The sequence below is a fragment of the Enterococcus sp. C76 genome, assembly GCF_040886985.1.
Taxonomy (GTDB): domain Bacteria; phylum Bacillota; class Bacilli; order Lactobacillales; family Enterococcaceae; genus Enterococcus_B; species Enterococcus_B lactis.
In genome coordinates this window covers 308,777-333,537 of record NZ_JBFOEY010000002.1, presented here as the reverse complement: position 1 = coordinate 333,537, position 24,761 = coordinate 308,777, and the positions used below count along the sequence as shown (strand labels likewise).

Genomic DNA, 24,761 nt, shown 5'->3' with positions numbered 1-24,761 from the left:
GTAAGTGAGGGAAAGCTTTGTATTTGAAACGAATTGAAATAGCCGGTTTTAAATCATTTGCAGACAAGACAGTCATTGATTTTGAAAACAGCGTCACAGCAGTGGTTGGACCAAATGGCAGCGGAAAAAGCAATATTACAGAAGCTATCCGCTGGGTATTAGGAGAACAATCTGCTAAAAGTTTGCGAGGCGGAAAAATGCCGGATATCATCTTTGCCGGTTCCGATACCCGTAAGCAGCTGAATATTGCAGAAGTCACAGTGATTTTAGACAATAGTGATCATTATCTGCCATTGGAGTACAATGAGATTAGTGTAACCCGCCGTTATCGACGGACTGGGGAAAGCGAGTTTTTCATCAATAAACAAAGCTGCAGATTAAAAGATATCCAAGAATTGTTCTTAGATTCTGGATTAGGAAAAGAATCATTCTCAATCATTTCTCAAGGAAAAGTAGAAGCGATTTTCAGTAGTAAACCGGAAGACCGTCGTGGGATCTTTGAAGAAGCAGCTGGTGTGTTGAAATACAAGCAGCGGAAAAAGAAAGCAGAACAAAAGCTTTTTGAAACAGAAGACAACCTCAGCCGCGTCCAAGACATCATCCATGAATTGGAAGAACAGTTAACTCCTTTGGCCGCCCAGAGTGAGGCAGCAAAGGAGTTTTTACGGCTAAAAGAAACACTGACTCAAACCGATGTTTCTTTGATGGTTGCTGAAATCAAGACAGCAAAAAAAGATTGGGACAACAAACAAGCACAGCTTGCGAAATTCAATCTAGAATTAGGCAAACTATCTGAGTCGATCCAAGAACAAGAATCCATTTTGGCGAAGCAGCGTAAAGAAAATGCGCAAGCCGACCGCCTGATCGAAAAAAATCAGCAAGTATTATTAGATCTTTCGGAAAAACTGAAGCAGACAGAAGGACAAAAAGATGTTTTGCAGGAGCGGACAAAGCATACACAAAAAAGCTCGCAAGAATATCAAACTTCATTAGCAGAAGCACAAAAAAAGGTTAAACATTTTGAAAAGCTTCAAGAAAGCTTGATGAAAGAAGCAGCAGAAAAAGAAACAGAGATCCAAAAAGCTGAAGCAAATCTCATAAAAACACAGCAAGAATTAGAAAAATACCAAAAATCAACGAAAGAATTATTGGCAGAATTAAGAGATCAATATGTTGATTTGATGCAAGAACAAGCAGCTGTAGGAAACGAACTGAAGTATCTGGAACGTCAATATGTACAAGAAACAGCAAAAAGCAAGCAGACGTTAGCCAAGCAATCGGAAGTAGAAGCATCAGTAGATCGATTGATCTTACAAAAAGAAGAATTGACACAAAAGCAGGCGCAGCTAAAATCATCTTTAACTGAAACAAAAGAGAAGTTAGAAATGATCCAACGAAACGGGAAAAAGTTCCAAGAAGCATTAGCAAAAGAACAGCCTAAAATGTATCAATTGATGAATCAAGTCCAGCAGCTGCGTGCTCGTCAGAAAAGCCTTCAAGAAATCCAAGAAAACTATTTTGGTTTTTACCAAGGCGTTCGATTGGTCTTGCAGCATAAACAGCAGCTTTCCGGTATTGTCGGAGCAGTGGCTGAACTGATCGACGTCCCTGCAGATTTCACGTTAGCCATTGAAACAGCTTTAGGTGGAGCAGCTCAACATGTCATCGTTGAAAATGAAAAAGATGCTCGGCAAGCCATCACGTATTTGAAACAGCAAAGAGGAGGAAGAGCAACATTCCTTCCGCTGACGACAATCAAACCAAGACAGTTACCAGCTCATATATTGACACAAGCAGCAGCTATAGAAGGGTTTATAGGGATTGCCAGTGAACAAGTTGCTTATCCTGATCAAATCCAAACAGTGGTTCAAAACCTGTTAGGAACGATTCTTTTAGCAAAAGACTTAACTAGTGCCAATGCGATCGCACAAACGATCCGCTATCAATACCGAGTGGTTTCCTTAGAAGGTGACGTGATGAATGCCGGAGGATCCATGACAGGTGGAGCGAACAAACGAGGAAACCAAGGCAGTTTGTTTGTACAAAACCAAGAATTGAAACAGTTGACTAGTGAATTCGAAGAAGCAGATAAACAACTTCAAGTGCAAGAAAAGAAAGTTCAGGAGCTGCAGCAAGAAACAGCTCGTTTAGCCGAAGAACAAGAAGTTTTGCGTACACGAGGCGAACAATTACGTTTCGAAGAACAAGAAGCGACAAATCAGTTGCAAAACATCATAAACGAACTTGAACGTTTTGAAAAAGAAAAGCAAATCTCAACTTTTGAGACACGTGAGCTACAGCAGTTTATCGAAGATTACGAAAAACAAACGAACGAGTTGAAAGACAAACAAACAGATCTTGAAACGCAACGTCAACAAATCGACGAAGAGATCAAATCTTTAAGTCAAGAAAGTGACCAGATGGAAGCCAGAAGAGCACAAGTGCAAAGTCAAAAAGCACAAGAACAAGCAGATCTTGCTGTCTTGAAAGAGCAGTTTAATCATCTGCAGATCCAGCTCCGCGGTGCCCGAGTCCAAAAAGCAGAGGCAATCGAACGTCAAGAAGCGATAGAAAAACAGTTGGCGACATTGACAGCAGACTTTTCTGATCATGAAGTCACAGAAGAAAGTTTGGAAAAACAAATTAACGAATTATCTGCTCAGCGAGAAACATTGAAAGCTGAGTTGGCAAAAGCCAAGGAGCAGCGAGATAGAAGGCAGAGGGAAATCGATGAGCTTGAAGCAGTCTTGGCAGAGCGTAATCGTGAGCAAAAAGCACGACTGTCGGAACAATCCAAATTAGAAGTCCAAAAAGACCGAGCTGAAATGATTTTAGATAATCATTTGACCTATCTGCAGTCAGAATATCAGCTGACATTTGAGAAAGCTTCCCACGACTATCAAGAAACAACCGATATCGAAGACAGCAGAATAAAGGTTGCCTCCTTAAAAGAACAAATTGAAAAGCTAGGACCAGTAAACTTAAATTCAATCGAACAATACGAACAAGTCAGTGAAAGACATACCTTCTTAGCAACACAGCGAGATGATCTGTTAGCAGCGAAAAACCAGTTGTTTGAAACGATGGATGAGATGGATGATGAAGTGCGGACAAGATTCAAAGAAGTATTTGAAGCTATCCGTCAAGAATTCAAAATTGTCTTTCCAAATATGTTTGGCGGCGGTAAAGCTGAATTAGTATTGACAGAACCAACGGATCTGCTGAAAACAGGTATTGAGATTGAAGTACAACCTCCTGGCAAGAAACTGCAAAGTTTAAGTTTGCTTTCCGGAGGAGAACGAGCACTTACAGCCATTGCGCTGCTCTTTTCTATTATCCGTGTCTGTCCTGTTCCGTTTTGTATCTTAGATGAGGTAGAAGCAGCGTTAGATGAAGCAAATGTGAAACGTTTTGGTCGTTACTTAAGGGACTTCCAAGATGACACACAATTTATCGTAGTCACACACCGCAAAGGAACGATGGTCGCAGCAGATGTACTGTACGGAGTGACGATGCAGGAATCCGGTGTATCAAAAATCGTTTCTGTACGGATGGAAGATATCAATGAAGAGGCGAAAATCAACGAAACGAAAGTGTAGGAACGAAAATGATCAAATTAGTAGCAATCGATTTGGATGGTACATTATTAAATGAACAAAAGCTGATTTCAGATGAGAATAAACAAGCATTAGCACAAGCAAAACAGCAAGGGGTCAAGATCGTTCTATGTACAGGACGCCCCTTAGCTGCGATGGCGCATTATCTGCAAGAATTAGGGCTGGTAGATGAGGGTGACTATAGCATCACTTTCAACGGCGGTTTGGTACAAAAAAACGATACTGGTGAAATCATGGAAAAGAAAGTGATGGAAGTATCAGATATCCAACGCTTATACAAATTGGCTCAGCAATTGGATCTGCCACTAGATGTTTTGTCTGACAATGTGGTTTTACAGCTGCCTAGTGCACCAAGGAAGCAATCCTTGTACAATGTATTGAATAAGCTGCTGCAATTCCAACCAGCGGATATAAGCGATATTACAGATGAATTTGTGCTTAATAAGGCAGTAATCGCTTATGACCAAGAAGAATTAGATCCTAAAATCAAAGAAATACCAGCAGAATTCCATGAAATGTATGAGATCATCAAAACGAGAAGTATGCTTTTGGAATTTATGCCAAAAGGTGTCACAAAAGCTTATGGTATTTCTTTATTGGCAAAAGATCTTGGTTTGAAACAAGAAGAAATCATGGCAATCGGTGATGAAGAAAATGATTTACCGATGATCCAATACGCTGGTCTAGGCGTAGCGATGGAGAATGCTGTGCCTTTCGTCAAAGAAGCAGCAGATTTTGTGACAGCCAGCAATGAAGAAAATGGCGTAGCCAAAGTGATCCAAAAATTTGTATTAGAGTAGGGGGGAGTCAAATGGGATTTTTTGATAAAATCAAGCGTGCTTTTACTGGCGAAGAGAAAACGGAAGAAGTTGAAGTACAGGAGAAGTACGACAAGGGTTTAGAAAAGACGCGTAAAACATTTGGTGAACGGATGAATGAGCTGTTTGCCAATTTTCGAACAGTCGATGAAGACTTTTTTGAAGAATTAGAAGAAACACTTATCGGGGCAGATGTAGGTTTTGAAACAGCGATACGAATCACCGAAGCGTTACGTCAAGAAGTGAAACTCAGAAATGCGAAAAAATCGGCAGAAGTCCAAAATGCGATCATCGAGAAACTTGTGGATCTCTATGAAGCGGAAGGAATCAATGAAGTAAATGAACTAAATATCCAAGAAGACGGACTAACAGTTATTTTGTTTGTCGGCGTCAATGGTGTAGGGAAAACAACAAGTATTGGTAAACTTGCCCATCAGTTCAAAAACGAAGGTAAAAAAGTATTGATGGCAGCAGCAGATACCTTCCGTGCTGGAGCAATCGACCAATTAGTTGTCTGGGGCGAACGCGCTGGTGTTGAAGTTGTTCGTGGCAATGCAGGCGGCGATCCAGCAGCTGTCGTATTCGATGCTTTGGAAAGAGCAAAGACAGAGCAGGCAGATGTTTTACTAGTTGATACTGCAGGCCGACTGCAAAATAAAGTGAACTTGATGAACGAATTAGAAAAAATAAAACGAGTAATCCAGCGGGAATTACCAGAAGCACCCCAAGAAACACTACTTGTATTAGATGCAACAACTGGTCAAAACGCGATGGTTCAAGCAAAACAATTCAAAGAAACAACAGATGTGACCGGTCTTGTTTTGACAAAATTAGATGGTACAGCAAAAGGCGGTATCGTACTTGCTATCCGTAATGAATTGCATTTACCAGTGAAATTGGTTGGGTTGGGTGAAGGAATCGATGACTTGGAGCCGTTTGATCCAAACGATTTTGTCGTTGGATTATTCAAAGGATTGCTAAAAGAAGAATAACCCATGTCTAAAAAGCAGGAGCTGTGACAAAAGTTGCAGCTCCTTGTTTGAATGATTGTTTTTAACATAGCTGTGTTTTTGATGCCTTCATTTTTATACTTATTTGTAAGCGGTTCTCAAACAATTTCGTTCTTTTTCTTAGACTTTTTGATTATAATTAGATTCATATGAATTGGAGGTCACTTAATGATGAATTTTAAGCAATTATTATTGCATGACAATGCGCGCCCTTTTATCGACCAAGCTCGATTTGGTATAGAACGGGAAGGACAGCGGGTTGATCTTGCAGGAAATCTAGCAAAAACCGATCATCCAGCAATCTTTGGCGATCGATCTTATCACCCCTATATCCAAACAGATTTTAGCGAAACACAAACAGAGATGATCACCCCAGTTACCGATTCTATTCCCGAATTATTTCAGTATCTGGCTGCTGTTTATGATGTGACTGCTCGTTCTATACCGAAAGAAGAGATGATCTGGCCATTAAGTATGCCACCTGCCTTACCGGAAAAAGACGAAGAAATCATTATTGCAAAATTAAAAAATTTCGAAGATGTCTTGTATCGACGTTATTTAGCAAAAGAATACGGGAAGCGAAAACAGATGGTAAGCGGCATCCATTTCAATTTTGAATTTGGTGACGAATTGTTAAGAACATTGTTCAGCCATCAGGAAGAATTTCAGGATTTTTCTGAATTCAAAACAGAACTTTATTTGAAAACAGCGAGAAATTTTTTACGCTATCGCTGGATGATCACTTATTTATTTGGTGCTTCACCGATGAGCGAGAAGAACTATTTTATAAATGAATCACACCCGCAAGAACCTGTTCGCAGTATTCGAAACAGTGCGCTAGGCTACACGAATCATCCAAATGTGAAAGTTTCCTATGCTTCCATGAAACAGTATTTAGCAGATATTGAGCGAATGATCGAAGAAGGGAAACTTTCGGAGGAGAAAGAATTTTATACACCGCTTCGTTTCCGAGGCGGAAAGAAAGTCGCAGATCTGGCAAAAACAGGCGTTCGTTATATTGAATTGCGGAATATCGATCTGAACCCTTACGCAAGGCTGGGAATCAATCCGGAACAAGTTCGTTTCTTACAATTATTCCTGATGTATATGCTATGGACAGAAGAAAAAGAAGACAGTGACCAATGGGTGGCAGAAGGTACGACTCGAAATAACAAAGTAGCACTAGAACAACCATCACATCAGACTGAATTTCATCAAGAAGGTAAAGAAATCCTTGAAGGGATGAAGCAAATGCTGGTTGAATTGGATTGGTTGGATTCTCTTTATTTAGTGGAAGAAGCATTGACTCAAATGGATCATCCCGAACAAACGTTAGCAGCAAAACTCTATCAAGAAGCACAGCTATCGAGTCAGCAAGAAGTTGCTGTGGCATTGGGGCATCAATATTATAAAGAAAGTCATGAACGTCCCTATCAGTTGGCCGGTTTTCGCGAAATGGAACTTTCTACTCAGATATTTATGTTCGATGTCATCCAAAAAGGTGTCCAAGTCAAAGTATTAGATGAGTCGGATCAATTTTTGCGTCTGCAATTCCAAGACCATGTAGAATATGTGAAAAATGCAAACATGACAAGTAAGGACAGCTATATCGTTCCACTTATCATGGAAAACAAAACAGTAACGAAAAAAGTTTTAAAAGAAGCTGGGTTCCGAGTACCAGGAGGCGCAGAATTTTCATCCATGGAAGAAGCCGTAAAAGCTTATCCAAGATTTGCCGATCAGGCCTTTGTGATCAAACCTAAGTCCACAAATTACGGGTTAGGTATCACGATTTTCAAGGAAGGGGCTGATCTGGAGGATTATCAAGCAGGATTGGCGATTGCTTTTCGTGAAGACAGCTCGGTGTTAGTAGAAGAATTTATGCCGGGAACGGAATATCGTTTCTTTGTAATTGATGGAGAAGTCCAAGCCATCATGTTGCGAGTCCCTGCTAATGTTATTGGTGACGGTATCCGAACAGTGAAAGAACTTGTTGAAGAAAAAAATAGTGACCCTTTGCGTGGAACAAATCATCGTGCACCGTTGGAATTGATCCAATTAGGCGAATTAGAACAATTGATGTTGAAAGAACAAGGGTTAACGATCGAATCAGTTCCTCAAGCCAATCAAATTGTTTATCTAAGGGAGAACTCAAATATCAGTACGGGCGGTGATTCGATCGATATGACGGATGAATTTTCTGAAGCTTACAAAAAAATCGCCGTTTCTGCGGTAGAAGCACTAGGAGCTAAAATCAGTGGTATTGATTTGATCATACCAGATAAAGAAATCGATCCTACAACCGATAAAAAAGCATACGGGATCATCGAAGCAAATTTCAATCCAGCGATGCATATGCATGTTTATCCTTTTGCAGGAAAAGGCAGAAGATTGACGATGAATGTATTGAAATTGTTATATCCTGAAATATTTTAAACGAAAAAGCTTTTGACAGATTGTCCTATTTGTTGTCAATCTGTTCAAAAGCTTTTTTGCATGTAAAAATTTATGTGTTTTTTCGTTTTAAAATAAACGATCCCAGAAGCTTTTTTTCTTTTTTGGTTTTTCTTTTTCAGCTGGCGAAGAGTTTTCTTCTGGGTATTTTTTTTTGATATCGATCACAGGTTCATTTACTGCTTCTTTTGCTGTTAAGAGCAATCCGAATTCCTCAGGATTTGCAGTGACGTGATCGTTGACTACAGTGAAACGGCTATTGTTTTTCGTTGCTAGCTGGATATATTGGTTTTGGACAGAAAGGGGTAGAGCCCCATTCAAGAGTATGGAAGCATCTGGATGTTTTTTGAGTTCTTTTAAAAAGTTCTCTTTGTTTTTTGGTTGGATCATTTCAGCAACAGTCATACTAAGATAGCAACGTTCCCTGAATGTCCCTAAATATTTATGCTGTTCTTCAGGGTTCACTAAAGGTGTACCATAAAGTCCCTTATCCAAATGGCTTTTTACATCATCTTGTGCCATAAAAAATACCCTCCTTCTTCTCTTTGTCTTTCTTACGATTATAGCATATTCCCAATAATACCTAAAACATATGAAAAAGCGGTTGCTTTTGTTCAACGATTCACTTAAAATAAGAATGAAAATCATTCTCAATTAGAAAGGTGGATTGGATGCGCTACGGACGACTAGTAGCATTATTAGTTATTTTAAGTAGTATTTCATTGTTCATTGGAGTATCGAATGTACAATTGTCAGAATTGCTCCAGTTAAATGGGCAAAGTTTACAAATCTTGCTAGCGACTCGTTTGCCGCGAACGATTTGTTTGATCCTTGTGGGAGCGACTAGTAGCATTTGTGGGTTGATCATGCAACATTTGACCCAAAATAAATTTGTTTCACCGACGACTGCGGGCACGATGGATAGTGCGCGTTTAGGTATTTTAGTGGCCATGATTTTCCTACCTGGTGCATCCTTGATTGTCCGATCCTTGACTGCATTTTGCTTTGCTTTCGCAGGAACATTGCTTTTTTTATCCCTTACGCGATTGTTCCCCCAGAAAAATCAATTGATGCTTCCGTTGATTGGGGTCATGTTAGGGAATATCATTGGTTCAGTTGCTACTTTTTTTGCTTATCAATTCCAGTTGATACAAAATATGACTTCGTGGCTTCAAGGGAATTTTGCGACTGTGATACGTGGAAATTATGAGTTACTGTATGCTGTTGTTCCATTGCTGCTCTTGGTTTGGCTATTTGCTTACCGATTTACGATCATTGGTCTGGGCGAATCATTTGCAGTAAATTTGGGAATAGATTACCAGAAGATGCAGCTTTTAGGTATTGGCTTGGTTTCATTGGCTAGTGCAGTCATGTTGATCATGGTAGGAAGCATTCCTTTTATCGGAGTGATCATTCCGAATCTTGTCTCTAAAATATATGGAGATCAAGTGCACAAAACCATTGGCGTAACTGCTTTAGCAGGTAGTTTGTTCTTAGTATTTTGCGATCTTGTCGCTCGTGTGTTGATTTTTCCTTATGAAATACCAGTCAGTGTGATCGTTGGAATCATCGGTGGGGCTATCTTCCTTTATCTTCTGATAAGGGGGCGACGATATGCTTAAAAAGCCGTCTATTTTTATTGGTATGCTTGTTCTAGTTCTATTTGTTACAGGAGTGTACTTGACGATCCATACATATGGAAACTGGCATTTTGCGTGGGCATTGAGGAGTAAGAAAATTTTTGCATTTATCCTTGTCTCGCTAGCTGTCAGTAGTGCTACGATCAGCTTTCAGACAATTACGCATAACCAGTTTTTGACTCCTTCCGTATTGGGACTTGAGTCGTTATATGTCCTTGTCCAAACGGTCCTTTTCTTCTTTATCGGAGGAGTGACGATGCTTCAGCAGACAGGTACAGGTTTTTTCTTATTGAATGTTGGGCTGATGGTCGGGTTGAGTCTGTTGTTATTTTTCTTTCTTTTGAAAAAAATGAAAGCAAATCTTTTTTTATTACTGATGTCAGGGATGATTTTAGGCACGCTTTTTGGTAGTGTCAGTACCTTTTTACAAGTCATCATGGATCCGAATGAATATGATTTGCTTCAAGGGAGATTATTTGCAAGTTTTGGCAATATCCAAAGCCAGTATCTTTTGCCTGCTTCTTTGATCATTATCGGCTGCTGGTACCTGTTATTTCGATATCGACATGTGCTAGACGTTTTCCATCTTGGGAATGAACAAGCTGTAAACCTTGGGATAGACACAGATCGTTTTGAATTTTTGATTTTATGTTGTGTCAGTCTTTTGACAGGGACATCAACGGCTCTTGTGGGTCCAGTTACTTTTTTAGGGTTTATTGTCGCAAATGTCAGTTACCGTGTATTTTCTACTTATCGTCATGGTCAGCTATTTATCGGAAGCTTTCTGGTAGCTATGCTGTTTCTGACAGGCGGACAGCTCGCAGTAGAGCAGATTTTCGGCTGGAATACAACAGTGAGTGTCGTTGTTGAATTTGTCGGAGGAATTTATTTTGTCACAAAATTGATTCGCGAAAGGAAGAGTATCTTATGATCGATTTACAAAAGGTCAATAAACTGTACCATGGAAAATCAGTGGTCAAAGATGTACAGTTAACGATTCCTGAAAAGAAGTTGACTGCTTTTATCGGTCCAAATGGTGCTGGAAAGTCAACGGTGTTGTCGATGATCAGTCGTTTGATACCAAAAGATACAGGTGAAATCTATTTAGACCATAACGAAGTAAAGGCTTGGAAATCCAATGAATTAGCCAAAAAATTATCGATCCTACGACAATCGAATGAAATAAATGTCCAAATTACTGTGAAAGAATTAGTAGAATTTGGACGATTTCCTTATACGAAAGGAAAATTGACGACAAAAGATCAAAAAATCGTTCAGGAATCACTGGAACACCTCGGGTTAGAAGAAATAGCAGATCAATCGATTGACACTCTTTCAGGAGGTCAACTCCAACGTGCGTATATTGCAATGGTACTAGCGCAAGACACGGATTATATTTTACTGGATGAACCTTTGAACAATCTAGATATGAATTTTGCTGTTCAAATCATGCAGATCTTAAAAAAGTTAGTACAAGAAATTGGGAAAACAATCGTTATCGTTCTTCATGATATCAACTTTGCTGCAAGTTATGCAGACGAGATTGTTGCAATGAAAGATGGACAGTTATTTACGCAAGGAACGACTCAAGAAATGATAAAAAAAGATGTATTGGATGAATTGTACGAAATGGACATACGGATTTGTGAGATTGAAGGCCGCAGATTCTGTCTTTATTTCTAAAACTAACATTAGGAGAGAAGAGATGAAAAAATTAGTAGTAGGTATCTTGATTCTAGCATCATTTGGTTTAGCAGCATGTGGAAATAGTAACAACACCAGTCAGGCAGATACAAAGAAAAGCAGTACGCAAGCTGAAACAGCATTAACGATAAAAGACAGTAATGGCGATCAAATCGAGGTGCCAAAGAATCCTGAAAAAGTCGTCGTATTCGACAATGGTTCTTTAGATACGATGGATGCTTTTGGTGTTGGAGATAAGGTAGTTGGAGCAGCTACGAGCAGCCTTCCTGAGTATCTTTCCTCCTATAAAAAAGTGGAATCAGCAGGTGGGATCAAAGAACCAGACTTAGAAAAAATCAATCAGCTTCAGCCAGATCTGATCATCATTTCTGGCCGGCAAAGAGATTTTCAAAAAGATCTAAGTCAAATCGCTCCGACTATTTTCCTTTCTTTAGATGCGAAAAAGCCATGGGAATCTTTCCAGCAAAATGTCACTACTTTAGGGGAAATCTTTGGGAAGCAAGAAGAAGCTAAAACTCAATTAGAGGAATTATCCAATGCAATCGATCAGACGAAAAAGAAAGCAGAAGCGTCTGATAAAAAAGCACTAGTCACACTTGTGAATGAAGGGCAATTGTCAGCCTACGGATCAGGTTCTAGATTTGGTTTCATCCATGATTTATTTGGCTTTGAACAAACGGATGATCAAATCGAAGCATCCACTCACGGTCAAAGTGTTTCTTATGAATATGTGCTAGAAAAAAATCCGGATATCTTATTTGTGGTAGACCGAACAAAAGCTATTGGTGGAGACGACAGCAAAGATGATATTTCTGCCAATGAACTGGTAGCACAAACGAATGCTGGTAAAAATCAGCAGATCATCTCTCTTGAACCAGATGTCTGGTATTTAAGCGGGGGCGGTTTAGAGTCAATGAAACTGATGATCGAAGATGTGGATCAAGCATTTAAGTAGAATCAAAAATAAAAAATTGAACCGACCTCTAAAAGTTAGATTTTCCAGCTAACTTTTAGAGGTCGGTTTTTATGTGTTTGGGAAATCTTTTTTCTTTAATACTCAGATTAAAGTGCTGATTTCACAACCTTTATTCACGCATGTGTCTCAGCAAGCGGCTGATAGTTGATGATCTGCATTTTTCGATAAAAATCGGCGGGAAGCTTACTCCAACGTTTTAATAATTGATAGAAATAACTTTCTTCTGCTTTGATCTTATACTCGCTTAATATCAATCCGAAACTATTCGTTTGTTTTGCAGCTAATTTTTTATAGATATCCAATGCTTTTGTTTTATCTTCATTGACAAAAAGTGTTTTTACTTCAATATAAGAACCCTCGATGTTTTGTGTTTCTTCGATAAAATAGATACTTTTTATATATTCTTTCATAGTGATTCCTCCAAAGAAGTCTTTTTATTTGATAAGTTTACTTTACCGAAGAGTTGTTAATAATCCGTGAACAAAAAGTTATTCTTTTTCCAATAGTTATTAAGGGATGTTTATTTTTTTAGAATATACTTTGTTATTTAAGGAATGGATAAGGTTGGACAAATAACAGGTTGCTTTTTGGAGCCTGCTTCGCTATAGTAGAGAAAAAATAACGAAAGAAGCGGATTTAGATGGGAGAAGAAATTAAAACAGACCTTGTACTGGCAGAAAATCAATGGATAGAAACAGAACGACTTATTTTACGACCCGTCACTTTAGCAGATACAGAAGATGTATATGAATATGCAAGTGATGAGGTAACGACACGGTTCCTCTTTCCCGCAAACCAATCATTAGCAGAAACAAGAGCAACTATTGCTACATCCTTTATAAAGGACCCTTTAGGAAAATATGGTATAGAACTAAAAAAATCAGGTAAACTGATCGGAACGACAGATATCCGTGTGAATGACCACAATGGGACTGCCGAAATCGGTTATGCGCTCAATTCTGCCTATTGGGGAAATGGCTATATGCCTGAAGCTACCGCTGCTTTGCTGAAACTAGGTTTCGAACAATTAGATCTTGTAAGGATCTTTGCTACCCATGACGTGAGAAATTCCAATTCGGGACGGGTAATGGAGAAGTTACATATGAAAAAAGAAGGATTGATCCCAGATGCTGAGCGAAGAAATGGCGAAGTGGTTTCTTTAGTGATAAGAGGAATCACAAAATCCGAATGGTTGGCTCTCCAACAAACAGGAAACAGCTAAAACCAGACAAATTAGTTGCATCTGATGAATAAAGTGATTATTCTATGACGTGAGGTGATACAGATGAAATTAGAAGTGACAAAAGAAGCACAAGAAGTATTGAAAAATAAATTAGAAGCAGATGATCAACTTTTATTAGATATCGAAAACGGCGACGGTCCATTTGCAGAAAGCCAAGTCAGTTGCCAATTAGACACGGCATTTCGATTGATCATTGTCAAAAAAGATACACAAACAGACCTAAGTCTTTATTCTGTAGTGGCTGATACACCAGTTGGACCAATCAAAATCAAAGACAGTGCAATACTTTACATGGATGATCCATCAACACTTGCTTTAGAACCAACTTATAATAGTTTACAATTAAAAGGACCAAGCGGCTTGAGAAAAGGCAACTTGCAAGTTGTTCGAAAAGACTAGAGGGATAAAATGGGAAAATTGGCGGTCATCAGCGACTTACATGTGGACATCAATAAATTCGGCGAATCAGAGCTGATGCAGCTTTGGCAAGTTTTGCAAAAGCACAAGATCACTCGGCTTCATCTAGCCGGAGATACGGCCAATAAAGTAGATCGTTGCCTAGCTGTTGTCGAATTTTTCGTCAATAAAGGATTATCTACGACCTTTCATTTCGGCAATCACGAGTTGGCAGATGTGCCCAATGAACAGATGATGGACCATTTTCCAGACCCACATTTTTTAAATGAACGGTATATTGCTTTAAATGAGCAGACCGTTCTTTTAGGAATGAATGGCTGGTACGACTATCAGTTTTCCGAATTGAAAGATTACGATGCAATCGTACGAATGAAACGTTTGTATTGGTATGATCGGTTCATCCAGCGTGGGAAAACAGATCTCGAGGTCAATGCAGAAATGCTTGCAGCTGCAAAAAATTTGCTAGACCAGTTGGAAGCAAAAAAGCTTGAGGTCATTCTATCCACTCATTTCGTTCCTAAACGAGCATTTATCGTGTATCAATCTGCTCCTTATGAGCGTTGGAACAAATTAAATGCGTTTTTAGGATCAGAATCATTCGGGAAATTATTAGACCATTACTCAAATATCAAACAAGTAGTTTTTGGTCATACGCATCGGCGGTTCGAAGATCAGTTGATCCATGGAGCAATTTATAGTTGTCGACCATTCGGTTATTATTATGAATGGCAACTGACTCGTGATTTTGTTTTGAAAGAACAGTTGTTAGACAGCTATGATCCTATGAAATTACGCGTACTCTTGCGTGCCCATCACCCAGCTTTTCAGGCCTATCAAACACAACACTTGCAAGAGGAATTTGAACAAGCGATGACGATCATTTCGTATTGAGACAGCATTAGCGATGTGTAAAAGAAAATCCCTGTTAAATATAAGGATAAGTAAGAGCAGTAGATCCATTTATCGTGGATCTGCTGCTTTTTTGCTGTGGAGAATAGTTAGCGAATGTTTATTTGATCAATTGGTTCATAACATAGGGAGTACTAGATGCAAGCGTTTATTCTTTTTTTATCTGATACTGTCAAAAAATAATATAATATGTATTTTTTATTTACTTATAATAACTATTGATTGCAGTCTTGACAGTCAAGTCATATTTTGATGGATGGGGGTGTGAGACGTACAAATGATTTTAAAGACTATGACAGCTATAGTTCTAATTTTAATTGCATCAAGCGGCAATAGAAAAATAAGAATCAAAACGGACTGATGATCACCTAACAACTAATCGACATATATGAGCAGACACGGGACGATATTCTTCTCTCTCATAAGTTCCGTAAAGCAAACATGTGCTATGGATCGATTGTATATTTATTAAAAAAAGAAAGAGGAATGGCAATGATGAAAAAAGAAACTATATTAGTAGCAACGATGTTATTCAGTATGGCAGTAAGTGCGACTTTTGTCTCTGCAGCTGAAGTATACCCAAAGGAATATAACACAGACGGAACGATCACATTTGAAGCAGGAGATGAGGGAATAACTCCTCCAGTTGATCCGGAAGATCCTGATCCCAACGTCCCTGTCGATCCAGTAGACCCTCCAAGTCCTGGAACAGGAGGAGCATTATCGATTGATTATGGATCAAAATTCAAATTTGGGACTCAAAAAATTTCTACTGCAGATAAAACGTATTATGCATCTGCTGATGAAATGACTGATGGTTCTAAAAAACCGACATATGTCCAAGTGACAGATAAAAGAGGAACACTATCTGGGTGGAAATTAAGTGTAGCCCAACCAGAACAATTTAAAACTGCCAGTGGGGACGAACTAGTTGGAGCACAGCTGAAGTTTACGAAAGGACAGGCTGTTTCTTTGGTTGATCCAACATATACACCTGAAACGGTCAATTCTGAATTAACGCTGACACCAGGAGGAAATAATACGTTAGCAATCAATGCTAAATCAGGAACAGGTGTGGGGACTTGGGTCTATCGATTTGGTGCGAATGAAAATGAAAATAAAGATGCGGTACAGCTTTCGGTACCTGGTACATCGGTCAAGTTAGCACAACAATATTCTACTAAATTAGTTTGGACATTAGAAGATACACCCAATAACTAGTTTACTTGCAAGAACAATTGAAAATAAGCATGCAGTCAAACGGTTTTGTGAAGACAATCTAAACAAAGGTTGGTAAAGACCAAGCTATATTAGTTTGGACAGGAACAGTTCATCTGGGAATTCAACGATCAGGAGGAAAAGATATAGTGAAAAAGAGAAGAATCGCGCTCATTTTAAGCAGTCTATTAGCGACTAATATCTTTCCGATTATAGGGTATTCTTTGGAATCGAATCAGTTGGTGAATGATAATAGAAGAGTCGAAGAAAGCAAAGAGGCTTCGACACTCGATCGTTTAACAGAATCCAGCCAGATCCAAGAAAGCAGTGAGAATTCAAGTACTACTGACAGTAAAGAGATCACTGACAAAGAGGAATCTGAAGAGTTAATCAAACAGCCATTAGAGAATGCCCCGACTTATCGAGTGGGGCTGCCTAATGATCCCAATATTATTTCTATTGATAAGATTTTTCAACAACCTATCGGCACCAGCACATCCATATTGGAAAACGGGAAGCTATTGCAACTGAATCCAGCAGAGAGGTCTCAAAGAGGAGCTATTTGGTCAAACAATAAAATCGATTTACGCTCAGATTTTACTTTTAAATGTTATTTATATTTAGGAAATCAACGAGATAAAGCAGGAGATGGTATGACTTTTACATTGACTGGTGATTCTAGAATGGCTAATGATCCCAGTCAAGTTATCGGTTCCCCAGGTATGGGAATTGGTTCTTATTCGACTCGATCAGGACAGCCTTATGTCGCAAATGCACTCTCGATTGAGTTCGACACATATAAAAATAGTGGCTCTTCTGATCGAATGGATCGTGAAATAACTGCCGATAATAAGGGACATGGACATGTCGCCTTTGTCACTCCTAAACCAAATAACAACAATTATTCCGGAGAGCATACTGGCGTAACAGTAGCACCTACCTTTCTCTCTGATGGTACATGGCGTACATTAATTATTCAATGGGACGCGTCTCAAAGAAGTCTCACCTATGATCTGGAAGGTGTCGGTCGCTCTTCTCACATTGTACCTGATCTCATCAGTCAATTCGGTTCTACAGAAGTAAATTGGGGATTTACTTCTTCAACAGGTACATTTTTTCAAGAAAACGCTATCGCGATGACGCAACTTCCATCTAATGTGTCATCATCAGCTGATGTAAAAGTCAATGATAGTGATTATGGGGCCATCGCTGAAGTTGAAAGAAACGATAAGATAACTATCAGAAATACATTGAAAGTTACTGGGAATTTTCTTGAAGATAAGAAATTGGAGACTAGTATAGACCTACCACAAGAATTAAATATTCCTGAGCGTATCTTGATCAACGGAAATCAAGTTGATGCCAAAGATATCCTGATAACAGAAAACCGAGTCACACTCAATCTAGGAGATTATTTTGTTCTTGGAGATACATTGATTATTGAGTTGGAAACAGACTTGCAAGAAGTCATTCCCGAAAAGGTACTGACTATGCACTTTGAATATCTTGAGAATGCAAAGCTAATTGAGCAGTCAAATGATATAAGTCTGACGATTGCGAAGCTGAAGGAAATAGATGCCCATGTTTATTATAAAGAGAAAGAGAGTCAAAATGAACTCGCAGAAATGAAAACAATCACTGGAAAAATCGGAGAGAGTTATAAAGAAGTTCCTATTGATATTGAGGGATATGTTTTTGACTCTGATTCAGCGAATACAGAAGGTGTCTTTTCCGAAAATACAGCGGATATCTATTTTTATTACAGAAAAGGAAAGCTTTATCTTTCAGCGGCTCCTCAGTATGTAGATTTTGGGCAACATAAAATATCCAATAAACCATTAAGTGTATTTGGGCAATTTTCAGGTGGATTGAAAATCATGGATGAACGGGCTTCTGGAGGTTGGATATTACAATTGAAACAAGAAAAAGTTCTTACAAATGGAACGTTTGAACTCCCGGAAGCTCTTTCGTTTGTTACTTCTGAAGAGACAACGGTTATAGGGTCATCTGCTGTTACGATTTTTGAAAGTGACCAAAAAGGCGAAAGTGATTTGTCTGCTATTTTAGATTCTACATCTCAACATGGAATCAGAATAGATATTCCTGTAGAAAATCAAAGGATTGGAACATTTAAGGGGAAACTATCCTGGATTCTTGCAGATGTTCCAGAAAATTAATAAAAAGAGAAGGTGAGGACAAAAGCATGGTTCACCAAGGACAACAGGAACCATAAATACTTATTTCCTGTGCAGCTTACAACTGCAGAGACACGCTTTTGTTCCCGTCTTTTCTTACATATGATGAAAGGAGCGATTTTCTTGAAACCAAAACAGCAATTATTTATAACACTCCTAGTTATTATAGGGACACTTTTTAACCATTTACCAGTGACAGCTAGTGCATTCAATTTTTCGGTGACGCCAATAACTTCAGAGAATCAGATCGATAAAAGAAAAACTTATTTCGATCTCCAACTTGTTCCAGATCAGGAAGTAGAATTAAAAGCAGAATTGAGAAATGATACGGAAAAAGAAGTGAAAATCGACATTTCTGTGAATAGCGCAACGACTAATTCAAACGTGATGGTTGAATATGGAAAAAATGAGATTGAAAAAGACGAAAGTCTAATCTTTGATCTGATCGACTATGTGAGTTATCCAGAGACAGTGACACTGGAACCTAAAAGCGTTCAAACTGTGGTTTTTCATGCCAAGATGCCAAAAGATCGATTCGATGGTGTATTGGCTGGTGGAATCACATTCAAAGAAATTGTGACGGAAAAGAATCAAACAGAAAACAAGGATCAAAGCTTATCGATTGAGAATGAATACGCCTATACTGTTGCCTTGTTAATGCGACAGACACTGAATGAAGTTGCTCCTAACCTAGTTCTCCATGAAGTTAAACCTGATCAAATCAATGCAAGAAATGTCATTTTAGCAAATGTTCAAAATGATCAAAAAACCTATATCAATCAGGTAGTTATTGAAACAAAAATTACAAAAAAAGGACATTCTGAAGTTTTATATCAGGAGGTAAAAGAAGGATTGCAGATTGCGCCGAATACAAACTTTTCTTTTCCAACAGCTTTGAATGGTCAGCCACTAACTCCAGGCGAATATCATCTCACAATGACCATTCTAGGAAATGAAAATGAAAATGGAAAATTCTCAAGAAAAAAAGAAAATACCACCATCAACTATACCGACCAATGGATATTTGAAAAAGTGTTTATGATAGACGGGAAAGAAGCCAAGGAATTGAATACGAAGGATGTGACGATTAAAAAGACCAATAATTGGATCTACATCTTGGAAGCGCTGATTTTCTTGTTGTTCGTTTTAATACTTATCCTTTGGTTTATTTTGAGAAAGAAAGAAGAGAAAGAAAAGTAAAATCAAAATAACAAATAATAGTTTTTCCTTATTGCGTGATATTTAAGTCCTTTTTCGATAGTATAAAATGCTTTTGTATTAGTGTAGATGCCTATAAGTAAATGATATAATCATTATAACAGGTATAACAGCAAGAACGGCCGAATAAACGAATAAGAAGGGATAGTAGCAGTGAAGGAATGGAAACAGCAATATACGTAGAAAGAGCTGATGGCTAATGAATTATGAGTTTTTTTTAAGCAAGGAAGATTATAGAAGTTATTCATTACTTAAATATTTAGAAGCAAGCTCAAATTTATCAGAATCAATCTCGGATATTCAAGAGAAACTATCGTTATCGACATTTCTCTTGAAAAAAACTATCGATAAGCTAAAACATGATTTACAAATGTTCGATTTAGAGAAAAATTTTCGTCTAACTGTTAGTGAATTGATGATATGTTTGGAAATCAATGGTAAAAGTTCTAGTAAAGCCCTATTATCTCGCTATATAACAGATTCTTTATCCATGAAAATGGTATTGGCTTTCTTTCAGGAAAAATATATCTCAATAGAAAATTTTGCTGAACAGCATCATGTGAGTTATTCTGTGGCGTATAAAGTATTGCAAGGGCTGAAAAGAAATCTAAAAAAGTATCAAATTTTTTTTGAGAAAAGAAAGTTGACAGGAAATCCTAAAAACATCCGCCTTTTTTTATATAATCTTTTTAACTCAACAGAAATAAGTGTTGAAAAGTTGTATGCGCTACCTATAATTATAAAAACAGAAAAAATGGTAAAAAATTTAAATCGGTATTATCCTCTTTCCGCTTATGAAAAAAAGAAATTATTCCACTTTTTAGCAATCAATCTATTGTCTGAACAAGAAGATTCTTTAGATATTGTCAACAATCAGCCGCTATTTTTCTCAGATATAGGATTTTTCTATCTAAAAGGAGTACTGGAGACAGAATCAGTTGTTTTTATCTGTAAGATCCTCTCGTGGCTTTATCTCCATGATAAGTTAGATCAAAAGTATTTGAGGAAAAAAGAAGATGAAACAATCGAATGGTTGAATGAGCGGTTCATTGAAAGTTTTGAAAAACGGTTCAAACGGTTACCGAAAGAAACGAGAAAATCGATCCAAAATGAGTTAACCAAAATACATTTTAAACTTTTGCATTATACCCTTAATAAATCGGATGAATTTCCACTAGATATTTCTTTTTTTAATCAAAACTATCCTACATTTTATTGCTATCTATTAGAGTATATGAATGATCTAATGTCAAAACACAAAGAGTTGCTTCAAGATAAATTTTTTCTTTTTTTCAGTTATTTATTGTTATTGATCAATCACATACCCGTTCAACTAGTTTCTGAGCCAGTAAAGATCATCATCGATTTTTCCTATGGTGCTGCTTATAATCGATTTATCAAGAAAAATTTAAGTTTGTACATTAATCTGAATACGGAAGTGATAGAGGCTGGAAAACTTGATTTTCCTGAAGAAATCATCGACAGGATCGAATAGTGAACTTCTTTTAGAAAGTCCACCTGCTTTTTCTAAAATAAAAAAACTTGGTACGCAATCGCTGTACCAAGTTTTTTTATTTAGCTTTTAATTAAGCCATAAATAATAATTTATATAAGAATACTGCTACGACACCAGCACAGATAGGTGCAACAACGGGTACCCATGCATATCCCCATTGAGAAGAACCTTTATGTTTCAATGGAAGTAGTGCGTGTACAAGACGTGGTGCAAAGTCACGAGCTGGGTTCAGACCAGGACCTGTAGGACCACCAAGTGAAGCAACTAATGTCCATACAAGGAAACCAAGTGCTAAGTGAGCTGTACCAAGGTTATCTTGGAAGAATGGTGCTTTTGTAATACCTAAAGCTCCAAAGAATAAAACGAATGAACCAAAGAATTCATTGACGAAACCATTGAATTTAGAACCAACACTGTTGATTGTTGAGAATGTACCTAACACATGGTTTACATCTTCTGTTTGGTCGTAGTAAGGTTTGTAACAAGCCACTACGATCAATTGTCCGATCGCTGCACCAATCAATTGTGCAATGATATAAGGAACAACTTCAGCCCAAGGGAACAATCCATTAGACGCTAAGGCAATCGTAAATGCTGGGTTGATGTGGTTACCGCTGATTCCGCCAAAGATCATTGCCGGCATCATAACCCCAAATCCATATCCGACAGCAATCAGCATCCAGTCGCTGCCATATCCTTTTGTACCTTTTAAATCTACGTTTGCTACAGCACCGTTACCTAGCACGATTAGTAATGCTGTACCAATCATTTCCGCCGCAAGACGGGTCATTAGTGAGTAATCCATAAATACCTCCAAATGTTATAAAAATGCAAAAAAAAAGAAACATCAACACGAAAAGCATCGGTGCAGTGTTTCGTGTCGGAAGGATTTCTGCAGTCTTAACAAATGTGAATAAAAAAATGATTTCCATTACGTATAAGAAACCAGACCAACAGTAAAACTCCAACTCTTTTTAAAAGTTCTCCACAAATCACCAAGCTTAACTATAAATATACCAAAAAAAAAACGTTTTTTTTCTCAAAAATTGTATCTTAGAAACAGCATGTTTTGAAACTTTCAGAAAAGGTTTGTTAGTAAAATGAAAGCTATACGTAAGGAGTGTTGTTTGATGAAATTTTTTCAAGAGTTTTTCATTATTATTTTCTTTTCTGTATTAGGAGAAGGTATCCGAATTTTTGCTCATTTACCTATTCCTGGGAGTATCTTAGGTATTCTTTTTTTATTTTTAGCATTTGAAATGCATCTTGTTGATCCTGAAAAAATCGGAGCAACTGGTGACTTTTTATTGAATAATCTAGCTATTTTATTTGTTCCAGCTGGTGTAGGTTTATTGGAATATTTTGATGACATTGCTTCGATATGGCCTATTTTACTGGGGGCAGTCGTCGTGTGCTCCATCGTCACGATGGTCACAGCGGGAAAAACGGCAGAAGGGGTAGAAGCTTTGCTAGGCTATGTCCGTAAGAAAAAAGCAAGCAGGGTATCTGTAAACGAAATGGAGGAGAATCAAATTGACTGAGTTTTTTGTGAATCCATTATTTGGCTTAAGTTTGACTTTAGGAGTGTACGTATTATCTGACAAATTTTTGCGGAAATATAAACTCCCTGTTTTGAATCCTCTCGTATTATCGATTGTTGTTATTATCTTATTTCTGCATTTTTCTGGCGTCAGCTATAAAGAGTATAATATCGGCGGCAATTTTTTGACTATGCTGATTACTCCTGCGACAGTGGCACTTGCCATCCCGCTTTATAAAAACTTCCGTTTGCTGAAAGAAAATTTTTATCCTGTAATAGCTGCGATTTTGGCAGGGATAGTCGCAAATTGCTTGGTTAGTGTAGGGATCGGTTATTTTTTCTCTCTTCATAAAGAGATGGTCATCTCATTACTACCGAAATCTGTAACGACGGCTATTTCTGTCGATTTGTCTCATACGATGGGCGGGGTGAATGCCGTGACTCTTGCTATTGTTGTCTCTACAGGTATTTTTGGCTCGTTGATTGCTACTCATATTTTCCGCCTATTCAAGATCGAAAGTCCCGTTGCTCGCGGTGTGGCGTTAGGAAGTACTTCTCATGCTATCGGTACAGCAAAAGCAATCGAGATTGGCGAAGTAGAAGGGATCATTTCAGGGCTTGCGATATGCGTAAATGGGATATTGACCGTTTTGTTGCTACCGTTATTCTTTCAGCCTTTTGCTGGCTTGTTTTGATGCGAAGACCACTATTTTATGCTACAATAACCAAAACGTTCTAGCATAAAAAAGGAGGGAAAGACGTGTATTTGTCTTCCGAGTATCTTAAACAATTTGATAAAGATCTATATTATAAGATTCTCCTCCTAGAAAGTTTTGAGGATCAAGCTTGGCATACTGCTGCACAATTAGCGCAAGTTGTTCAGCTGGATGCCCGCAGTGTGTCGAAATACCTAAACGAGCTGTCTAAAAACTATCAGCAGTTTAGCGGTAAGACGCACCCTTTGTTTACAAAAAATCACCGTTCTGGTTATAACTTTTATGATACGCTCGATTCAATCGAACATGAGCGTTTTTTGATCTATCTCGTGCAAAGTACGCTGAAATTCCAGCTGCTGCACGACATTTTTTTTGAAGAATTCCACACGATTTACCAATTTGCGCAAAAGCATTACATTAGTGAATCCACTGCTCATCGAAAAATCAATGAATGGAAACAGCAACTGCAAACTTATGGCATTCGTCTGCAACGAGGTACATATATCGCGCAAGGCGAAGAAGAAATCATTCGACTTTACTTGCATATGACATTCTGGCAGTTGTTTCGAGGGAAAATCTGGCCGTTTGAAACGATTTCTCAAATGGACGTAAAAAATATGGCAGAACATATCATGGCTTTTTTCAACGTTCGTTTGAATGAAATCAAAAAAAGACGATTGGAATACATGCTAGGTGCCTTTTTTTTAAGAAAATCACAGAAGCATTATGTGGTATTGAATGAGAAAAAAAGAGGGCTGATCGCAGACAATCTGTTGTTCCAGCGATTCTGCCAAGTCATGGAGCCGGTATTTCCTAATTATTTTCAAGTAGAAGACGAATTAGGCGCATTGTTTCTTGTTCTGATGACGCGTGAAGAATATTATAGTGATCCTAAGATACGGAAGAAAATTTTTGATTTTCATCAACAAGCAGAAACACCGCCTTTTGCAGCTCTTTCTGAAGCAAAAGCAGCTCTTTCTCTTTATCAAGAAGAGCAGGAGCTACCAGCGGAAGATCTGACCTTTGAGGCAGAAAACTATTTGTTCAGTAGTCATTTTTTCGCCTATCTTTTTCCTAACGCAAAAGAAACGATTGATGGAAACAGTAGTGACTTCATTAATCATTTAGTCATTGAAAACAAGGAATTAAAACAATGGTTAGTACGCTTTTTTGAAAGCAGACACAAACAGCCTAATCATCTGGCGTTTAAAAATCATGCGTTTTTGATGGGACGGTATCTGACTGTGTTTAAAACATTAGGAGCCTTTACTCCACAGCTTCCAAAGATCACGATCCTCTTGATGACAGATTTCCCATTATTTGAAGAGCAACTGTTAGAGGAGGGGTTACGGACGTTTTTCCGTAATGATTATCAGCTGATTTTTCTACCAACGGATTATCGGGGAAGAGAAGTGGATCTTTTGATTTCAACAAGTAAAGTTCATCGAAAACCGTGGGCGGATCTTGATTATTTTATTGTGACCGAAGAATTAAAATTGATAGATTACATTCAGCTATCTCAAAAATTTGAAATGATTCAAAAACAAAAACAATCAAAACAATAACAAAA

Annotated in this window: 20 protein-coding genes and 1 pseudogene; 18 read left to right on the top strand and 3 right to left on the bottom strand. The window is 38.0% G+C overall.

Features of this window, described 5'->3' with window-relative positions:
- The first annotated feature begins 17 nt into the window (after positions 1 to 17).
- From smc to gshAB, 4 genes are all read left to right on the top strand, one after another.
- The gene (gene smc, locus AB3I00_RS04020) at positions 18 to 3,599 is read left to right on the top strand and encodes a chromosome segregation protein SMC (protein ID WP_368024801.1); all 3,582 of its coding nucleotides are present in this window, start codon (positions 18 to 20) and stop codon (positions 3,597 to 3,599) included.
- A gap of 8 nt (positions 3,600 to 3,607) precedes the next feature.
- Positions 3,608 to 4,417, top strand: coding sequence for a Cof-type HAD-IIB family hydrolase (locus AB3I00_RS04015; RefSeq protein ID WP_002287898.1), 810 nt, complete (start codon positions 3,608 to 3,610; stop codon positions 4,415 to 4,417).
- An 11-nt stretch (positions 4,418 to 4,428) separates the two neighbouring features.
- Positions 4,429 to 5,427 carry a signal recognition particle-docking protein FtsY gene (ftsY, locus tag AB3I00_RS04010; protein WP_002287900.1) on the top strand — a complete coding sequence of 333 codons (999 nt, stop codon included), beginning with the start codon at positions 4,429 to 4,431 and terminating at the stop codon, positions 5,425 to 5,427.
- A gap of 186 nt (positions 5,428 to 5,613) precedes the next feature.
- Positions 5,614 to 7,881, top strand: a complete 2,268-nt coding sequence (gshAB, locus tag AB3I00_RS04005; protein ID WP_368024800.1) for a bifunctional glutamate--cysteine ligase GshA/glutathione synthetase GshB — start codon at positions 5,614 to 5,616, stop codon at positions 7,879 to 7,881.
- 87 nt (positions 7,882 to 7,968) lie between these two features.
- Here gshAB and AB3I00_RS04000 read toward each other — a convergent pair whose 3' ends face one another.
- Complete coding sequence (locus tag AB3I00_RS04000; protein WP_368024799.1) at positions 7,969 to 8,421, bottom strand: YueI family protein; 453 nt, start codon at positions 8,419 to 8,421, stop codon at positions 7,969 to 7,971.
- A 149-nt stretch (positions 8,422 to 8,570) separates the two neighbouring features.
- Here AB3I00_RS04000 and AB3I00_RS03995 point away from each other — a divergent pair, with 149 nt between their 5' ends.
- Genes AB3I00_RS03995 through AB3I00_RS03980 form a run of 4 tightly spaced genes read left to right on the top strand, consistent with a single transcriptional unit; the run spans position 8,571 to position 12,198 of the window.
- Positions 8,571 to 9,521 carry an ABC transporter permease gene (locus AB3I00_RS03995; protein ID WP_368024798.1) on the top strand — a complete coding sequence of 317 codons (951 nt, stop codon included), beginning with the start codon at positions 8,571 to 8,573 and terminating at the stop codon, positions 9,519 to 9,521.
- Entirely contained in the window at positions 9,514 to 10,470 is a 957-nt protein-coding gene (locus AB3I00_RS03990; RefSeq protein ID WP_368024797.1) for an iron chelate uptake ABC transporter family permease subunit, read from the top strand. Before AB3I00_RS03995 ends, AB3I00_RS03990 begins: the two co-directional genes overlap by 8 nt.
- Positions 10,467 to 11,222 carry an ABC transporter ATP-binding protein gene (locus tag AB3I00_RS03985; protein ID WP_002290486.1) on the top strand — a complete coding sequence of 252 codons (756 nt, stop codon included), beginning with the start codon at positions 10,467 to 10,469 and terminating at the stop codon, positions 11,220 to 11,222. The genes AB3I00_RS03990 and AB3I00_RS03985 overlap by 4 nt, the downstream gene beginning before the upstream one ends.
- 22 nt (positions 11,223 to 11,244) lie before the next feature.
- Positions 11,245 to 12,198, top strand: coding sequence for a siderophore ABC transporter substrate-binding protein (locus AB3I00_RS03980; RefSeq protein ID WP_368024796.1), 954 nt, complete (start codon positions 11,245 to 11,247; stop codon positions 12,196 to 12,198).
- A gap of 134 nt (positions 12,199 to 12,332) precedes the next feature.
- On the opposite strand, the gene AB3I00_RS03975 is transcribed toward AB3I00_RS03980, so the two are convergent.
- Positions 12,333 to 12,629 carry a hypothetical protein gene (locus AB3I00_RS03975; RefSeq protein ID WP_002290488.1) on the bottom strand — a complete coding sequence of 99 codons (297 nt, stop codon included), beginning with the start codon at positions 12,627 to 12,629 and terminating at the stop codon, positions 12,333 to 12,335.
- A 230-nt stretch (positions 12,630 to 12,859) separates the two neighbouring features.
- On the opposite strand from AB3I00_RS03975, the gene AB3I00_RS03970 reads away from it, so the two are divergent.
- The 7 genes from AB3I00_RS03970 (at position 12,860) to AB3I00_RS03940 (ending at position 20,914) form a co-directional block, all read left to right on the top strand.
- On the top strand, positions 12,860 to 13,441 hold the full coding sequence (locus tag AB3I00_RS03970) for a GNAT family N-acetyltransferase (protein WP_070770650.1): 582 nt from the start codon (positions 12,860 to 12,862) through the stop codon (positions 13,439 to 13,441).
- 63 nt (positions 13,442 to 13,504) lie between these two features.
- Positions 13,505 to 13,861 (top strand): iron-sulfur cluster biosynthesis family protein, encoded by a 357-nt coding sequence (locus AB3I00_RS03965; protein WP_002287910.1) that lies wholly within the window; start codon positions 13,505 to 13,507, stop codon positions 13,859 to 13,861.
- A gap of 9 nt (positions 13,862 to 13,870) precedes the next feature.
- Entirely contained in the window at positions 13,871 to 14,770 is a 900-nt protein-coding gene (locus AB3I00_RS03960; RefSeq protein ID WP_070770651.1) for a metallophosphoesterase, read from the top strand.
- 513 nt (positions 14,771 to 15,283) lie between these two features.
- Positions 15,284 to 16,009, top strand: a complete 726-nt coding sequence (locus AB3I00_RS03955; RefSeq protein WP_025477444.1) for a WxL domain-containing protein — start codon at positions 15,284 to 15,286, stop codon at positions 16,007 to 16,009.
- 146 nt (positions 16,010 to 16,155) lie between these two features.
- Entirely contained in the window at positions 16,156 to 18,183 is a 2,028-nt protein-coding gene (locus tag AB3I00_RS03950; protein ID WP_368024795.1) for a MucBP domain-containing protein, read from the top strand.
- Positions 18,184 to 18,303: 120 nt separating this feature from the next.
- Positions 18,304 to 19,401 carry a DUF916 and DUF3324 domain-containing protein gene (locus tag AB3I00_RS03945; protein ID WP_368024794.1) on the top strand — a complete coding sequence of 366 codons (1,098 nt, stop codon included), beginning with the start codon at positions 18,304 to 18,306 and terminating at the stop codon, positions 19,399 to 19,401.
- A gap of 217 nt (positions 19,402 to 19,618) precedes the next feature.
- The gene (locus tag AB3I00_RS03940; RefSeq protein ID WP_368024793.1) at positions 19,619 to 20,914 is read left to right on the top strand and encodes a helix-turn-helix domain-containing protein; all 1,296 of its coding nucleotides are present in this window, start codon (positions 19,619 to 19,621) and stop codon (positions 20,912 to 20,914) included.
- A 91-nt stretch (positions 20,915 to 21,005) separates the two neighbouring features.
- Here AB3I00_RS03940 and AB3I00_RS03935 read toward each other — a convergent pair whose 3' ends face one another.
- The gene (locus AB3I00_RS03935) at positions 21,006 to 21,740 is read right to left on the bottom strand and encodes an MIP/aquaporin family protein (RefSeq protein WP_002290500.1); all 735 of its coding nucleotides are present in this window, start codon (positions 21,738 to 21,740) and stop codon (positions 21,006 to 21,008) included.
- Positions 21,741 to 22,065: 325 nt separating this feature from the next.
- On the opposite strand from AB3I00_RS03935, the gene AB3I00_RS03930 reads away from it, so the two are divergent.
- From AB3I00_RS03930 to AB3I00_RS03920, 3 genes and pseudogenes are all read left to right on the top strand, one after another.
- Positions 22,066 to 22,476, top strand: a complete 411-nt coding sequence (locus AB3I00_RS03930; protein ID WP_002341096.1) for a CidA/LrgA family protein — start codon at positions 22,066 to 22,068, stop codon at positions 22,474 to 22,476.
- Positions 22,469 to 23,170, top strand: coding sequence for an LrgB family protein (locus AB3I00_RS03925; protein ID WP_002315539.1), 702 nt, complete (start codon positions 22,469 to 22,471; stop codon positions 23,168 to 23,170). The genes AB3I00_RS03930 and AB3I00_RS03925 overlap by 8 nt, the downstream gene beginning before the upstream one ends.
- Positions 23,170 to 24,756 (top strand): annotated as a pseudogene (locus tag AB3I00_RS03920) (helix-turn-helix domain-containing protein). The gene AB3I00_RS03925 and the pseudogene AB3I00_RS03920 overlap by 1 nt, the downstream one beginning before the upstream one ends.
- Positions 24,757 to 24,761: the final 5 nt, after the last annotated feature.

Excerpts from the sequence above, each read along its gene's own strand:
- AB3I00_RS04015 (WP_002287898.1), top strand. The coding sequence starts at position 3,608 with ATGATCAAATTAGTAGCAATCGATTTGGATGGTACATTATTAAATGAA.
- ftsY (WP_002287900.1), top strand. The coding sequence starts at position 4,429 with ATGGGATTTTTTGATAAAATCAAGCGTGCTTTTACTGGCGAAGAGAAA.
- gshAB (WP_368024800.1), top strand. The coding sequence starts at position 5,614 with ATGATGAATTTTAAGCAATTATTATTGCATGACAATGCGCGCCCTTTT.
- AB3I00_RS04000 (WP_368024799.1), bottom strand. The coding sequence starts at position 8,421 with ATGGCACAAGATGATGTAAAAAGCCATTTGGATAAGGGACTTTATGGT.
- AB3I00_RS03995 (WP_368024798.1), top strand. The coding sequence starts at position 8,571 with ATGCGCTACGGACGACTAGTAGCATTATTAGTTATTTTAAGTAGTATT.
- AB3I00_RS03990 (WP_368024797.1), top strand. The coding sequence starts at position 9,514 with ATGCTTAAAAAGCCGTCTATTTTTATTGGTATGCTTGTTCTAGTTCTA.
- AB3I00_RS03985 (WP_002290486.1), top strand. The coding sequence starts at position 10,467 with ATGATCGATTTACAAAAGGTCAATAAACTGTACCATGGAAAATCAGTG.
- AB3I00_RS03980 (WP_368024796.1), top strand. The coding sequence starts at position 11,245 with ATGAAAAAATTAGTAGTAGGTATCTTGATTCTAGCATCATTTGGTTTA.
- AB3I00_RS03975 (WP_002290488.1), bottom strand. The coding sequence starts at position 12,629 with ATGAAAGAATATATAAAAAGTATCTATTTTATCGAAGAAACACAAAAC.
- AB3I00_RS03970 (WP_070770650.1), top strand. The coding sequence starts at position 12,860 with ATGGGAGAAGAAATTAAAACAGACCTTGTACTGGCAGAAAATCAATGG.
- AB3I00_RS03965 (WP_002287910.1), top strand. The coding sequence starts at position 13,505 with ATGAAATTAGAAGTGACAAAAGAAGCACAAGAAGTATTGAAAAATAAA.
- AB3I00_RS03960 (WP_070770651.1), top strand. The coding sequence starts at position 13,871 with ATGGGAAAATTGGCGGTCATCAGCGACTTACATGTGGACATCAATAAA.
- AB3I00_RS03955 (WP_025477444.1), top strand. The coding sequence starts at position 15,284 with ATGAAAAAAGAAACTATATTAGTAGCAACGATGTTATTCAGTATGGCA.
- AB3I00_RS03945 (WP_368024794.1), top strand. The coding sequence starts at position 18,304 with ATGATGAAAGGAGCGATTTTCTTGAAACCAAAACAGCAATTATTTATA.
- AB3I00_RS03940 (WP_368024793.1), top strand. The coding sequence starts at position 19,619 with ATGAATTATGAGTTTTTTTTAAGCAAGGAAGATTATAGAAGTTATTCA.
- AB3I00_RS03935 (WP_002290500.1), bottom strand. The coding sequence starts at position 21,740 with ATGGATTACTCACTAATGACCCGTCTTGCGGCGGAAATGATTGGTACA.
- AB3I00_RS03930 (WP_002341096.1), top strand. The coding sequence starts at position 22,066 with ATGAAATTTTTTCAAGAGTTTTTCATTATTATTTTCTTTTCTGTATTA.